The sequence below is a fragment of the Flavobacterium chungbukense genome, from assembly GCF_020805785.1.
Classification (GTDB): domain Bacteria; phylum Bacteroidota; class Bacteroidia; order Flavobacteriales; family Flavobacteriaceae; genus Flavobacterium; species Flavobacterium chungbukense.
The window spans coordinates 71447-86429 of the sequence record NZ_JAJGZV010000010.1; the positions used below are offsets into that span (position 1 = coordinate 71447).

General features: G+C 31.7%; 14 protein-coding genes. 9 read left to right on the plus strand and 5 right to left on the minus strand.

Translation table 11 applies throughout. The features are described from left to right. The first annotated feature begins 122 nt into the window (after nucleotides 1-122). Nucleotides 123-1469 carry a M20/M25/M40 family metallo-hydrolase gene (locus LL966_RS20835; protein ID WP_229355929.1) on the plus strand — a complete coding sequence of 449 codons (1347 nt, stop codon included), beginning with the start codon at nucleotides 123-125 and terminating at the stop codon, nucleotides 1467-1469. 46 nt (nucleotides 1470-1515) lie between these two features. On the opposite strand, the gene LL966_RS20840 is transcribed toward LL966_RS20835, so the two are convergent. Next, entirely contained in the window at nucleotides 1516-1857 is a 342-nt protein-coding gene (locus LL966_RS20840; protein ID WP_229355930.1) for a DUF2853 family protein, read from the minus strand. 91 nt (nucleotides 1858-1948) lie between these two features. Further along, on the minus strand, nucleotides 1949-3610 hold the full coding sequence (menD, locus tag LL966_RS20845) for a 2-succinyl-5-enolpyruvyl-6-hydroxy-3-cyclohexene-1-carboxylic-acid synthase (RefSeq protein WP_229355932.1): 1662 nt from the start codon (nucleotides 3608-3610) through the stop codon (nucleotides 1949-1951). Nucleotides 3611-3786: 176 nt separating this feature from the next. On the opposite strand from menD, the gene LL966_RS20850 reads away from it, so the two are divergent. Both LL966_RS20850 and LL966_RS20855 read left to right on the plus strand, forming a co-directional pair. After that, nucleotides 3787-4962 carry a thioredoxin family protein gene (locus LL966_RS20850; protein ID WP_229355934.1) on the plus strand — a complete coding sequence of 392 codons (1176 nt, stop codon included), beginning with the start codon at nucleotides 3787-3789 and terminating at the stop codon, nucleotides 4960-4962. A 14-nt stretch (nucleotides 4963-4976) separates the two neighbouring features. Next, nucleotides 4977-5474 (plus strand): GNAT family N-acetyltransferase, encoded by a 498-nt coding sequence (locus LL966_RS20855; protein ID WP_229355936.1) that lies wholly within the window; start codon nucleotides 4977-4979, stop codon nucleotides 5472-5474. 166 nt (nucleotides 5475-5640) lie between these two features. Here LL966_RS20855 and LL966_RS20860 read toward each other — a convergent pair whose 3' ends face one another. Both LL966_RS20860 and LL966_RS22765 read right to left on the minus strand, forming a co-directional pair. Continuing rightward, complete coding sequence (locus LL966_RS20860; RefSeq protein ID WP_229355938.1) at nucleotides 5641-6219, minus strand: glutathione peroxidase; 579 nt, start codon at nucleotides 6217-6219, stop codon at nucleotides 5641-5643. Between the two features lie 476 nt (nucleotides 6220-6695). After that, entirely contained in the window at nucleotides 6696-6830 is a 135-nt protein-coding gene (locus LL966_RS22765) for a hypothetical protein (RefSeq protein ID WP_262909502.1), read from the minus strand. Between the two features lie 282 nt (nucleotides 6831-7112). Between LL966_RS22765 and LL966_RS20865 the strand changes: the two genes are divergently transcribed. Both LL966_RS20865 and LL966_RS20870 read left to right on the plus strand, forming a co-directional pair. After that, nucleotides 7113-7643 (plus strand): RNA polymerase sigma factor, encoded by a 531-nt coding sequence (locus LL966_RS20865; RefSeq protein WP_229355940.1) that lies wholly within the window; start codon nucleotides 7113-7115, stop codon nucleotides 7641-7643. Next, a complete protein-coding gene (locus tag LL966_RS20870) occupies nucleotides 7643-8431 on the plus strand; it encodes an anti-sigma factor (protein WP_229355942.1) in 789 nt (262 codons plus the stop codon). The genes LL966_RS20865 and LL966_RS20870 overlap by 1 nt, the downstream gene beginning before the upstream one ends. A 177-nt stretch (nucleotides 8432-8608) precedes the next feature. On the opposite strand, the gene ccsA is transcribed toward LL966_RS20870, so the two are convergent. Continuing rightward, nucleotides 8609-11833 carry a cytochrome c biogenesis protein CcsA gene (gene ccsA, locus LL966_RS20875; protein ID WP_229355944.1) on the minus strand — a complete coding sequence of 1075 codons (3225 nt, stop codon included), beginning with the start codon at nucleotides 11831-11833 and terminating at the stop codon, nucleotides 8609-8611. A gap of 297 nt (nucleotides 11834-12130) precedes the next feature. On the opposite strand from ccsA, the gene LL966_RS20880 reads away from it, so the two are divergent. From LL966_RS20880 to LL966_RS20895, 4 genes are all read left to right on the plus strand, one after another. After that, nucleotides 12131-12892, plus strand: a complete 762-nt coding sequence (locus LL966_RS20880) for a Rossmann-like and DUF2520 domain-containing protein (RefSeq protein WP_229355946.1) — start codon at nucleotides 12131-12133, stop codon at nucleotides 12890-12892. Further along, nucleotides 12876-13403, plus strand: coding sequence for a KdsC family phosphatase (locus LL966_RS20885; RefSeq protein WP_229355948.1), 528 nt, complete (start codon nucleotides 12876-12878; stop codon nucleotides 13401-13403). The genes LL966_RS20880 and LL966_RS20885 overlap by 17 nt, the downstream gene beginning before the upstream one ends. A gap of 74 nt (nucleotides 13404-13477) precedes the next feature. Then, entirely contained in the window at nucleotides 13478-14404 is a 927-nt protein-coding gene (locus LL966_RS20890; RefSeq protein ID WP_229355950.1) for a geranylgeranylglycerol-phosphate geranylgeranyltransferase, read from the plus strand. Beyond that, entirely contained in the window at nucleotides 14397-14981 is a 585-nt protein-coding gene (locus tag LL966_RS20895; protein WP_229355951.1) for a Maf-like protein, read from the plus strand. Before LL966_RS20890 ends, LL966_RS20895 begins: the two co-directional genes overlap by 8 nt. Nucleotides 14982-14983: the final 2 nt, after the last annotated feature.

Below are 14983 nucleotides of genomic sequence, written 5' to 3' on the forward strand. Positions count from 1 at the left end.
TGTGAGGTGCAAAGGTACGAAGTTTGAAAATGGTAAAACAAAAAATGTTTTAGATAAAAAACACTTTACGCTTGAATCAATTTTTAATTAAATTTGGGATATCTATAATTAATCCCAAATCAATGAAAAAGACTTTATTCTACTCCATTTTTTCTTTTTTAGTTTTTACTCAGCTTTCCTTTTCCCAAGTTACTGAAGATCCAGAAATACGAAAAATGATCAGCGAAATTAAAACGGAGAATCTAGAAGCAACAATACATAAATTAGTTTCTTTTGGCACAAGACATACTTTAAGTGAAACCAAAAGCAAAACAAAAGGTATGGGTGCCGCTCAACAGTGGGTTAAAAATGAGTTTGACAAAGCTTCTCTTGAATCTGGCGGAAGATTAACAACAACTATTGATTATTTTACTGCAAAAGCAGATGGAAAAAGAATTCCAGCTGATAGTTATATAGGAAATGTAATGGCCACTCTTAAAGGAACAGATCCTACTGATGATCGAGTTCTTATTATTAGCGGACATCTTGATTCTCGTGTAACGGATGTAATGAATGTTAAATCTAATGCCCCTGGCGCTAACGACGATGGTTCTGGAGTTGCGGCTCTAATTGAGTTAGCAAAAGTAATGAGCAAAAGATCTTTTCCAGCTACTATTATTTTTGTCGCTGTGACCGGTGAAGAACAAGGTCTTATTGGTGCTCGCTATCTTGCTGAAAAAGCAAAAGCCTCTAATTGGAATATCATTGCAATGCTTAACAATGATATGATTGGAAACAGCTTGTCTAGCGGTACAAATTTAAGAGACAACACTCAGGTTCGTGTTTTTAGTGAAACTATTCCGTATTTAGAAACAGAGGAAGATGCAAAAATGCGAAAAGCAATAAGTCGCGATAATGACAGTCCGTCGAGATTATTGGCGCGTTACATTAAAACTACTACAGAACAATATGTAGATCAATTAACGGTTAAATTGGTTTATAGAAATGATCGCTTTTTGCGCGGTGGCGATCATACACCATTTAGCCAAAACGGATTTACAGCTGTTCGCTTATGCGAAATGAATGAAAATTTCGATCATCAACATCAAGATTTAAGAACAGAAAACAATGTTGTTTACGGAGATCTTCCAGAATTTATGGACTTTGAATATCTTAGAAAAAATACCTGTGCTAACTTAGCTACACTGGCAAATTTGGCATCATCGCCGAAAACTCCTGTAAATGTTGGAATCGAAGTAAAGAAACTTTCTAATTCTTCTACACTTATTTGGTCTGCTCCTGAAAAGGCTCCGTACGGTTATCAAATTTTAATGAGAGAAACGGTGTCTTCTCATTGGGAAAAAACATTTTTTACGAAAGAAACCCAGATAGAAATTCCATATTCTAAAGACAATTACTTTTTTGCAGTTCAAACTGTAGATGCTTTGGGGCATACAAGTTTACCCGTTTTTCCAATTCCAATTCGATAGTATAGAATATAAAAAAGCGCCTACAAAGGCGCTTTTATTTTTTAACTTACTTGTAAATACTTTCTTTTTTGAAATGTACAGTCAACAGGTAATATACTACAGCTCTGTATTTGTGCTTATTAGATTTACCGTATTTTTCTAAAACAGAATGGATTGCTTCTAATAATTCAGGTCCGTCTTTTAAACCTAATTTTTTAACTAAAAAGTTGTTTTTAACTGTATCTAATTCAGATTGCTGGCTTCCAGCTACAGTTGACGCATCGTCATTATAGATTGATGGTCCACATCCTATTGTTACTTTTGTAAGTAGATCCATATTCGGAGTTACTCCACACTTTTCTTTTAAATCTGCTGCATACTTCAGGATTAACTCGTTTCTTTTGCTCATAATGCTATATAGTTTATAATTTGTAAAATCAAAACTAATAACATTTAATAAGTAAAACTAATTTTTAACAAAAATTAACTTACAAAAAAAATTAAGTGAGATGTTGAAAATATTGCTTAAGAATAATGTCGTTCTCTGTTGTTGGCGTAAAAATCTCCAATATTGCAGGAGCATCATTTGTACTATATAACGATTGGATTCCCTTGTTTAAAGAGACTACATCATTTGCTGTATAATAGTGGCAATTATACATCTTAGCCAAATGTTCTGCAGTTAAATGATGCGAAGTTTCAAAATAAATATTGAAAACAGGTTTTTCCTGATGTCCTGGAAGGATTCTAAAAATTCCTCCTCCTCCATTATTAACCAAAATAATTTTAAAATTTTTCGGAATATAAGAGTTCCAAAGCGCATTACTGTCGTATAAAAAACTGATATCACCAGTAATAAATACAGTTTGCTTAGAACTTCCTACAGAAGCTCCAATAGCTGTAGAAGTGCTTCCGTCTATTCCGCTTGTTCCTCGATTACAAAAAACTTCTATTGATTCGTCAATGTCGATTAACTGTGCATAACGAATTGCAGAACTGTTGCTAATTTGAAGCTGGCTATTCTTAGGAAGCGATTCGATCACTTTTTCAAAAACCTTAAAATCAGAGAAGCCAATTTTACTTAAATATTCTTCTTTTTTGAGCAGTCTTTTTTTATAAACTGTATCTATATTTTTAAAATAATTGCTTTTTACAAAAATGCTTTTTGAGAACAAATCTTTAAAAAAATCATTTGGTTGCATTTTAAAATGGTTTGTCAATGCCCCAAAAGTATCATACGCACGCAAAGTATCAATATGCCAATGGTGTTTTGGTTTGTATTTTCTTAAAAAACCTTTTATTCTCTTAGAAACTACCATTCCTCCAAAAGTCACTAATACCTCCGGGTTAAATTCTTTAAAATCAGAATCATCAAATGGCGTAATTAAAGTATCTATTGAATTTATAAAATTTGGATGATGTAAATTTGAAGTCGTTTCTGTCAGCACCACGATTGAAGAATCTGAGGCCATTTTCTCAATAATTTCCTGATTAATAGCATTCGCTTCATTTACTCCGACTACTATTAATTTTCGCTTCGCATTATTCCAAACAGAAACAATTTCATCACTGTTTTTGATCACTTTTTCAGCAGTTTCTTCAACAGGATTTGTAATTTTTGGCTGCACACAAAGTTCTTCGGTTATTTCATATAAAGGTTCTTCAAAAGGTGCATTAATATGAACCGGACCTTTTAAGCGAACAGCTATTTCAATCGCTTGATTAATTTTTAAATCATTTTCTTCTGATGCTTCTTCGGTTAAATTAGCATTAAAAACAGAATGATTGGCAAAAACATTTTCCTGACGAATAGTTTGTCCATCGCCTATATCGATTTTACTTTGAGGTCGATCTGCAGAAATTACAATTAGAGGAATCTGGCTGTAAAACGCTTCCGCAAAGGCTGGGTAATAATTTAATAAAGCAGATCCAGAAGTACATACAACTGCTGTTGGCTCTTTAGTTTGCTGTGCAATTCCGAGAGCAAAAAAAGCAGCGCAACGTTCGTCTGCCATGCTATAACATTTAAAGTTGGAATTTTGAGCTAATCCGATCGTTAAGGGTGCATTTCTTGATCCTGGAGAAATAATAATATTGACAATCCCTTTGGCAGATAATATTTCGATAATGCTTTGTGCAAGCGCTATTTTGGGGTAAATCATTCTAGTTGTGTATTACTTTTTTTAAAAAAAATCTAAAATTTGATTTTTCTTCTTATTGCATACAAAGTTACAAACTTCGCAGTTCATTTAAATTATAATTAGGAATATATTAAGGCTCTTTCACGAAAAAGGAAATATATTTGTAAAATCGAATAATTAATAAAAACCAACTCGATATGCGTTTCTTATTTATAGCCTTTTTAGCAATCACTTTTCAAACCGTAATTTCTCAAAATCAATTTGTTCCTATTGATATTCCGTACAAAACAGCTTTAGAAACTGCTAAAAAAGAAGCAAAACCACTTTTTGTTATGTTATATGCAGATTGGTGTCCGCATTGTAATTTGATGAAAAGCGAAGTTTTAAGCGATCCAGCTGTAAAAGATTTTTTAAATAAGAATTTTATCTGCACTTACAAGAATGTTGAAAAGGAAGAAGGAATTGCTCTAAAGAGTAAATTCAACACCAAATCGTTGCCGACTTTTTTGTTTTTAGATTCGAACGAAAATTTAGTATATGCTTTAAAAGGGGAAATGAAAAAAGCTGAATTCTTAAATGAGCTTCAATATGCACTAAATCCAAAAATGCAATTGCCTTATTTAGAGAAAGAATTTATGGGTGATCCTAGCAATTCTGATAAATTTTTCACTTATTTAAACACTTTAAAAAAAGGAAAAGACAGAACAGAATTATCGCCAGCAACACATATTTATTTAAACACACAATCTGATAAACAATTAATTAGCGAATTAAATTGGAGAGTTATTGCAAATGGCGTGACTGATATAAAATCAAGAGAATTTCAATTTGTTTTACAGCACCAAAAAGAATTTGCAGCAGTGGCTTCACAAAATAGAATCGATAAGAAGATTGAAAATATTGTAAATGAATTACTGCGCCCGCTGGTTGATAATTTAGATACTATAAATTATTATAAACAAAGAGAAATTGCCAAATCTATTCGTTTGCAAAAAACGGATTCTTTGGTTTTTAAGTATGATTTGACTTTAGCTGAAAGAACTGAAAAGTGGGATTTTTATAAAAAAGTGACTCTTGAAGACACACAAAAACTAGTTTGGAATGATGCTAGCTTTTTAAAAGATATTGGAAACACCTATTTCAAACATATTAATGACACCGAAAGTTTAAAAAAAGCTGTTTTTTGGGTAAATCATTCTCTAGAATTAAATGATTCTTATGACGGAAATTTACTCGAGGCTAAACTTTATTACAAAATAAAAGACAAAAAGAAAGCTTTAGAATACGCTACAGAAGCCAAAGCAATTGCCAAAGAAATGGGTTGGGATTCTAAAGAGGCCGATGCTTTGCTAGCAGAACTAAACAAAAAATAATTACAGAAATTAATATGAGCATTACTTTAAGACCGGCAACTGAAAGCGATTTACAGAAAATATTAGAAATTGTAAATCACTCTATTTTGCATACAACAGCTAATTATAGTTACGAAATTCAGACTTTAGAAGTTCAAAAAAAATGGTTTGAAGATAAAACAGCAAAAAATCTTCCGATCGTTGTTGCTGATTTAGAAGGCGAAGTGGTTGGTTTTGGAAGTTATGGACAGTTTCGTGAAAAAATAGGCTATCAATATACTGTAGAACATTCTGTTTATGTTGTAGATAGTATTATTGGAAAAGGCATTGGCTCTAAACTCTTAACAGAATTAATTCGTTTGGCAAAAGAACAAGGTTATCACGTAATGATTGGCGCTATTGATGCCGATAACGCTGGAAGTATTGCTTTTCATGAAAAATTTGGCTTTGTTGCAACGGGAACAATTCGTGAAGTTGGCTATAAGTTTGATCATTGGTTGGATTTGGTTTTTATGCAGTTGATTTTGGTTTAATTTAACCGCAAAAAAATATGTTTTGTCAGACTGAGCGAAGTCGAAGTCAAGCAAAGTGATTCAGCAATCGGGACTTCGACTTCGCTCAGTCTGACAGCTACAAAAAAAATCCACAAAAATTGAAATATTCAATTTTGTGGATTTTTTGGGTTTAGATAGTTATAGTTTAACTTTTAATCCAATTAATAACTTCCGGATCTGTTACTAGAGTTCTTGGTTTAATTACTTTTACCAATTCACCTTTTTCATTGATCAAATATTTTTGAAAGTTCCATTCTACTTCAGAATCTTGCAAACCATTTTTAGATTTCTCCGTCAAGAATTTGTAAACTTCGCACATATCGCTTCCTTTTACAGAAACTTTGTTCATCATAGGAAAAGTTACACCATAGTTTTGCTGACAGAAAGTTTCAATTTCTTTAGCAGTTCCAGGTTCTTGCGAAGCAAAATTGTTTGCTGGAAAACCAACAATTACAAAACCTTTATCTTTATATTCTTTGTAAACAGCTTCTAAATCTTTGTATTGAGGTGTTAAGCCACATTTTGAAGCCGTATTTACAATCATGACTTTTTTTCCTTTTAGAGATGCAAAGTCAAAAGTATCTCCTGATAAGTCTTCAACTTTAAATTGATAAATGTTTTGTTTTGCCATAACTTCTTTTTTAGGTTTATGGCTCGTTTGAGCCTGAATTTGCGAAGCGATCATAAATAGTGCGCTGCAAACTAAAATTGCTATATTTTTCATCTGATAATTTTTTATAAAATTAGCTAAAATAGATTTCATTAAAACTATTTTCTTTATTTAAATTTTGCTAATCAAAAGTTAAATAAAAAATGAAGCCTAACGTTAATCAGACGTTAGGCTTCCCCCCATACAAACAAATCAAACCATGAATTAATTATTATGCAATCTTTTATAATAAAATATATTTTACTTTTTAAGAAGTTGATGCCTCGGTTATTGTGAAAATCATTTTAACCCCTAAATGTCACACCTTTTTCAAAATATTTTCAAATGGCTTGTATTTATCTAATCTAAACTCTTTGTAATTGTTATGACATATTAAAATAATCTTCGGTCTGGAAGTCCGAGTGCATCAACTATTAAAAATTACTAATCTCTTTATATCTTTTTTTACCTATCTACTGCTTATATATTGAAATAAAAAACAGAATAAAAACAAGCAAAACGAATAATTTCAACAGATTCATAATTTGCTGTTATTTAATCCATTTTGTTTTTATTTCATTTTGACATTGCGTAATATCTTTTAAAAAATCATTTTTAGAAAAAGTACACAATGCTAAAACTGTTGTCAAACCAACTATAACTATTTTAATTATTTTGCTATCCATAATTCCCTTTTTAAAATTGGACTCAACAACAGTTTTATTATTTAAGAACTCATCTCTTAATTTCTCAAGATCATTCTCACGTTTATAATTACATTTACGTAACTGGATTGTTTTTGGTTTTAAAAAAATGTAAAAAAAATCACATTTTTTTTCAAACCCTTGATTTTTCTAGGTTTAGGACTACAAAAAAAAATAAAAAAAAATAAAAAAAAATAATTTACCTTTATAACAGTTACCCAATAACATCTAACTTTTAATGTTTAAACTTAAAAATCCAAATCTATGAGTCAAGAAGAATTGTTAGTTTTAATTTATAAAAAAGACGAAAAAGCTTTTACACATTTATACGACATGTATTCTAAAAGTTTGTTTTCAGTCATTCATGTCTTAATCAAAAATCGAGAAGAAGCAGAAGATGTTTTACAAGATGTTTTTGTGAAAATTTGGAAAAACATCGATTCTTATAACGAAAGCAAGGGCCGATTTTACACTTGGATCCTTAATATTGCTCGAAATACTTCTATTGATAAACTCCGTTCAAAAAATTTTAATAACAGTCAAAAAAACCTTTCCTCAGATAATTTCGTAAATCTGTTAGATGAGAGTAATAAATTAACCCACAAGATTGATGCAATTGGAATTCAGGAATTCGTAAAGAAACTAAAACCAAAATGTATTGAAATAATTAATTTGTTATTCTTTAAAGGATATACCCAGCAAGAAGCTTCAGAAGAATTGGCAATGCCACTGGGAACTATCAAGACACAAAACAGAAACTGTATTAACGATTTACGTAATTATTTAAAAATATAATGGAAGCACAAGAATATATAGAATCAGGTATATTAGAGCTGTATGTTTACGGCTTACTGAGTGAAAAAGAAAATTTAGAAATTGCCGAACTGGCAAAAAAGAATACTGAAGTTGATCAGGAAATTATTTCGATAGAAAAAGCGATAATTGCATTATCATCAAGCTTCTCTCCTTTCCACTCTGTAGAAAACTTTCAAAAGATAAAAGCACGTTTAGAACTTAAACATGGTAAAGTCTTCGATTTAAAACCAGCATCAAAATCTTCTCAGTATATTGGTTGGGCTGCCGCTGTTTTATTATTGTTAGGTTTAGGATATCAAACTATGGAACTGACAAAAACAAAAGAAGCAATCTCTACTGTTGGAAACGAAAAAAACAAAATACAAAGAGATTATGCTTTCTTAGATCAGCAAAATAAGCAGACTGAGAAAAACTTAAATATTGTTAGAGATATCAAAAACACTGGAGTTACACTTGGCGGTCAGGCAGTTTCTCCAAAATCTTTCGCAAAAGTATATTGGAATCAGCAGACTAAAACAACCTATATAGATGCTGCCGGTTTGCCAACACCTCCAAAAGGTATGGTTTACCAAGTTTGGTCTCTTAAGCTAAGTCCGGTTCTTACGCCAACTAGCATTGGTTTACTGGATAATTTTGAGGGGAATTCACAGAAAATCTTTGCTGTGAGTCAAACAGATTCTGCAGAAGCTTTCGGAATTACTTTGGAACCAGCTGGAGGAAGTCTAACACCAACAATGGAGCAGCTTTATACTTTAGGAAAAGTTTAAACTTAAAATATGTATAAAATTGAAAAAAGGAACTACTCATGTGAGAGAGTTCCTTTTTTTTTAGCCTTAGAGAAGCAAAATTTTTAGAGTCAAATAAATATTTATTTTCTTTTTGAATTAAGCTCAAAGAAAAAGCTCAGTGTAAAACTGAGCTTTTTTCTACGAATCAATAATTATTTATTTTTTTACTTTTTCTTTTTTCTTGAAATGTTTCCTGTATTTAGGATATGTAATTAATCCTATTAGAGAAATAGTTGCAAATGTGTAGTAAACCCAGCTTAAAGAATGCGCTTCTCCACTTGCGTAAGAGTGCAAACCAACTAAATGGAAGTTTACTCCATAATAAGTAAACAAGATGGAAATGAAAACGAACATACTCATCAAATTGAATGTCCAAGCTCCTCTTAAAGCTGGAACAAAACGAGCGTGAATTACAAAGGCATAAAGCATAATCGAGATTAAAGCCCAAGTTTCTTTTGGATCCCATCCCCAGTAACGTCCCCAGCTTTCGTTTGCCCATTGTCCACCTAAGAAGTTTCCAATAGTAAGCATGATTAAACCAATCGTTAACGCCATTTCGTTGATGTAGGTTACCTCTTTAATATGAAGTTCCATTTTGGCTTTGTTTTTATCTGTTGTAAAGAAAATCAAGACTAATGCTACGAAACCTAAAATAAATCCTAATGCAGTTGGACCATAACTACCCACAATAACTGCAACGTGAATCATTAACCAATATGAATTAAGAACTGGCTGTAAGTTTGCAATTTCAGGATCAATCCAGTTCATGTATGCCGCCATTAAAATCATAGCCGTAACAAAAGCTGATGAAGCAACGGTTAATTTTGATTTTCTATCAAAAGCCAATCCGAAAAACATTGTTGACCAAGCTACATATACAATTGATTCATAGGCATTACTCCAAGGCGCGTGCCCAGAAATATACCAGCGTGCTATTAATCCTAAGGTATGAATCGCAAATAACAATCCAACCATAATATGGAACGCGTTTACTGTTATACGAAGCCATTTCTTATCAAAGAAAATATTTATAATCGTAAACATCAACATTAAGATCGATACCGTAATATACCAATAAGGCAATACTTTAAAAACATCATACTTATTATAAGCTATTTCAGCGTCGATTTTTTCTTCAGTTGGTCTTACTTTGGCTCCGAATTTCTTTTGAAAACCATTAATGCTTTCTACTAGATTATCTGCCGTATCAAAATTTTTCGCAATAGAACCATTATTTAAAGCGCTAAAATACAATGGCAAAATTTGCTTTACATAAGTAGAATCCATTCCTTTAAAACCAGCACTTTCGCGTTCTAAGAAAGAAACCCATTTGTGATTTGGATCATTTGGAACTGGGAAAATCTTTAAAATACTTCCGCTTAAAGCAGATTCCATTAAGTTCACTTTTTTATCTGTTTCGATATAATCTTTCTCAAAATTATTCGGATTTGCAACTTTATAAGCCTCTTCTAAATATTTAGAAAGTTTATAATTTCCGTTTTCGTCGAAGAACTTAACAAATGGAGCATATTTATCTTTAGAATCAATTCCGATAATTTTACGAATACTGTCATTTCCAGGTTTAATGTAAATAAGCGGTATCTGAATCCAAACCTGAGCATATTGCGTCATGGATAAGAAAACCTGATCAGAATTCATTCCATTATAGGTATCATTATGACTTACTTTACGAAGTAGTTCAGAAGAAAACGTATTAATAGGCTTCATTCTTCCTCCTGCATCCTGAATAATCAAACGTCCAAATTTTGCGGCGTGAGCTTCTGGTGCTTTATAAATAGTCAATAAAGAATCTAATTGCTTTTTACTTGGTGGCGCTGTCACATGATTAGCGTGATCATTTGGATCTGCAGAATGTGCATGATCGTGTTCGTGATTATGTGAGTGAACGTGCGGTGATTGTTGCGCAAAACCATTCAAACTAATCAATAAAATTAAAATAGTAATTAATTTTTCTTTCTTCTTTTGAATATTTTCCAGTTTCTTTTTCAAATCTCCAAAACGAGAATTCTTTGTAAACATAATTGCCATTAAACCTATGTAAAGCAGAAAGTATCCAAAGTAAGTAATATTAGTTCCCCAAAAGTCATGGTTTACAGAAAGAACCGTTCCTTTTTCGTCTGGATCAAATGAAGATTGGAAAAAACGATAACCTTTATAATCTAAAACATGATTCATGTAAATATCTGCATTGAACGTTTCTGCTGAATCCTGAACCGTTACTTTACTTTCAAAAGCAGAATAACTTTTTTCTGTTCCTGGATATTTATCAGCAATAAAATCATTTAATTTTATTTTAAAAGGCAAAACATAAGCTTTACTTCCAAAGAATAAAGAATATTCAATATTCCCAATTTTAACTGTTTTAGCTTCTCCAACTTGTCCTTTAGACCCCATTAGCATTACTTCCTTTTCCTGGCCTTCCGCTTTAACTTTTACAACTAAGGCATCTGTATGAGATTTCGCTTTAAAATCATTATTAGATTCATAATCTACTTTTCCTTTCATTGGAGGATCTGGAAAAACAATTCTGATATCACCAATACTATATAAAGAACGCATCATCAAAGGCTGAACATCATCTTTAGTGACTTTCCCTTTGAACTGATCTGCCATTCGCATAAACTCCCCTTCAAATGGAGTCTGAATGGTATATTTTTCACCTTTTGTATTAATATTGATAGCGCCGTCAGTTTGTTTGTTTAAAGCAAATAAAACATTATGGATGTTCTGAACTTCACCTTCTTTTAAATAATGTTCTTCACGTCCGCCTGCTCCCGCTTCAACTAATTTTAAATATAATGTTCCGTTTGCATCTGGTTTAACCACTTCTTTTGCTCCCATAATGTATTTAGAATACGTCACTTCAAAAGGAGTTTCATCAAATTTTCCCGAAACAGTAAAATCATTATTGGTAACTGGAGAAAGCAAAAGGCTTTTTTCAAAAACCCTGCGTTTCATTTCTCCTTTATATTCACCATCTGCAAAAATGGTTAAGAATGTCTTGTCTGAATAAATCTGATTTTCTGCCGAACCTTCGCGAATCGGCATGACACCTTCATAACTGATATATCTAGTAATAAAAGCCCCTAAAATGATAAAAATAAAAGAAAGATGCAGTAAAAGTGTTGCCCATTTTTCTTTTTTATGCAGTTGATAACGTTTAATATTTCCGAAGAAATTAAGCATAAAGATGACCATAATTGCCTCAAACCACCAAGTATTGTAAATTAGGATTCTGGCTGTATCGGTATTGTATTTACTTTCGATAAAAGTTCCAACACCCATTGCAATTGCGAATGTTAAAAAAAGAACGGCCATTAATCGTGTAGAAAACAAAAAAGAGAATATTTTTTTATCCATTTCTTAGGAATTACATTGTATAAAAGTGGCACAAAAGTACTTAAAAATGTTGATTTGCAGACTCGCAGTTTTGTTAATAAAAACCAAAAATAAGGCTTAATTTTCAAACAAATTGATAATAGAGAAAGTTAAAGCTTACAAAAAACAACTGTTTTTGATATCTATTGAATATTATCAAGCAACACTAATTATTCAAAATGAAAAAGATAGCGTTTTCTAACAATAAAAATTCTAAAAAACCATTATCAATACTTTAGGGGCTCATTGCATTAAAAAAATAATACTAATTTTGCTTTTATGATTCAGATAAATATAATTGGCTCCGGCAATGTTGCACAGCATTTGATAAAAGCTTTTAGTGCAAGTAAAACTGTTGAAATTAAACAGGTTTTTTCAAGAAAAACAGAAGCCATTCATCATTTAATTGATTTTGAAAAAATTGTTACTGATTACAATGAATTACAAACAGCTGACCTACACATAATTGCTGTTTCAGATAATGCAATCAGCGAAGTCTCAGAACAACTTCCTTTTAATAATCAGCTTGTGGTTCATACTTCAGGAACTTCTTCAATGACAATTTTAAATGAGAAAAACCGACGCGGTGTTTTTTATCCTCTTCAAACATTTTCTAAAACCAAAGAGGTTGACTTCTCTATAATTCCATTTTGTCTCGAAGCAGAAAATACAGCCGATTTTAAGATCTTAGAAACAACTGCTAAAAGCATTTCTACAGCAGTTTATTCGATAAATTCTGAACAGCGTAAAGCATTGCACGTAGCCGCTGTTTTTGTGAATAATTTTACCAATCATCTGTATCATTTAGGACAAGAAATCTGTGAAGAAAATCAGCTTCCTTTTGCTATTTTAAGACCTTTAATAACAGAAACTGCAGACAAAATAAACACGCTAGATCCTGCTGATGCACAAACTGGTCCTGCTAAACGTCACGATTCGAATACAACCGAAGCACATTTAGCATTTTTACAAGACGAAAACAAAAAAAAAATCTATAAAATTCTAACACAATCTATACAAGATAATGGCAAAAAGTTATAAAGAAATAATGAACGACATCACAACATTTGTTTTTGATGTAGATGGCGTACTTACTGACGGTTCTGTTTTTGTGACCAACGAAGGCGAAATGTTAAGAACAATGAATATTCGTGATGGTTATGCCATTAAAGCAGCAATTGAAAGTGGTTACAAAGTGTGCATTATTTCTGGCGGAAGCAATGAAGGAGTTCGCATTCGTTTGCGTAATTTAGGAGTAAACGATATACATCTAGGAACTCCTGATAAGGTAAAAACGCTAAATGAATACGTCGAAATAAATAATATTAAACATGAGAATGTGCTATATATGGGAGATGATATTCCTGATTTTCATGTAATGAAATTAGTTGGGCTTCCAACTTGTCCGCAAGATGCAAGTCCGGAAATTAAAAATATCTGCCGTTACATTTCGCACGTAAAAGGCGGACGAGGTGCTGTAAGAGATGTTATCGAACAAGTGATGAAAGTGCAAGGAAAATGGATGGAATATTTTAATGGAAAACACGATTAATAATTGTGAATTATCAATTGTTAGTTATAAAAACTTAGAACCTTAGCATCTTAGCCACTCAGAACCTCAAAAAAATGAAATTCCTAAAACTAATTCGTTACCAAAATCTTTTGATGCTTGCTTTTATGCAACTTCTTTTTCGTTATGCTTTTTTAAAACAGCAAGAAATTCCTTTAGCATTGTCAGACTGGCAATACGGATTATTAGTTTTAAGTACGGTTTTATTAGCTGCCGCGGGATATGTAATTAATAATATTTACGACGTTGCAACCGACAGCATTAATAAACCAAATGATGTAGTTGTTGGAAAAGGAATTAGCGAAACAACAGCTTTCAATATTTATATTGCACTAAATGTTTCTGGAGTTGGAATTGGTTTTTTACTTTCTAACATCATTCAGAAACCAACTTTTGCTTCGCTTTTCATTTTAATCGCTTCTTTGTTATATTTCTACTCCACCAGTTTAAAACAAATTATGATTTTGGGCAATGTTGTTGTCGCTGTACTTCTTGCCGCAAGCGTATTAATAATTGGTGTTTTTGACCTTTTTCCAGTTACAACTTCTGAAAATAAGGCTCTAATGGCTAGTCTTTTTTCTATTTTGACAGACTATGCATTATTTGCTTTTATGATTAATTTTATCCGTGAAATCATTAAAGACATAGAAGATGTAAATGGAGATTACAATCAAGGAATGAATACGTTACCGATTGCAATCGGAATTAATAGAGCTGCTAAAATTGCTTTAGGATTCGCAATAATTGCTTTTATTCTTTTATCGCTTTACAGTAATACATATTTCATGCAGAATAAACTTTACATTGTTATATTTTATGCTTTTGCTACCGTTTTAGCTCCATTATTATATTTTATTGTAAAAATTTTCAGTGCCAAAACTCAAAAAGATTTTCATCATTTGAGTACTATTTTAAAACTTATTTTATTCTTCGGAATTTTATCTATTTTGGTTATTGCCCTAAATATTAAATACAATGCTTAAAGAAAAATTAAAAAAATATAAAATCATCCTAGCTTCAGGTTCACCTCGCAGACAGCAGTTTTTCAAGGATTTAGATCTTGATTTTGAAATTCGTTTAAAGGATATAGAAGAAATCTATCCTCCTGAATTAAAAGCAGTTGAAATTACTGATTATCTGTCCGAACTTAAAGCAAAAGCTTTTGAAGGTGAATTAAAAGAAAATGAAATTTTAGTAACAAGTGATACTATTGTTTGGCATCAAAATAAGGCATTAGGAAAACCAAAGAATGCCGAAGAAGCTTTTGAAATGATTAAGTCAATGTCGAATACAACACATGAAGTTATTACTTCTGTTTGCTTTAAAACTAGTGACTCCTCTACTCTTTTGCACGATATCACTAAAGTTACTTTTAATGATTTATCTGACGAAGCTATTTTATATTATATCGAAAATTACAAACCTTACGACAAAGCTGGTGCTTACGGTATTCAGGAATGGTTTGGTTTTATGGCAGTTGCAAAAGTTGAAGGATCTTATACCAATGTTATGGGACTTCCGACAGCAAAAGTCTACAAATTTTTGACTACTTTAGTGTAAAA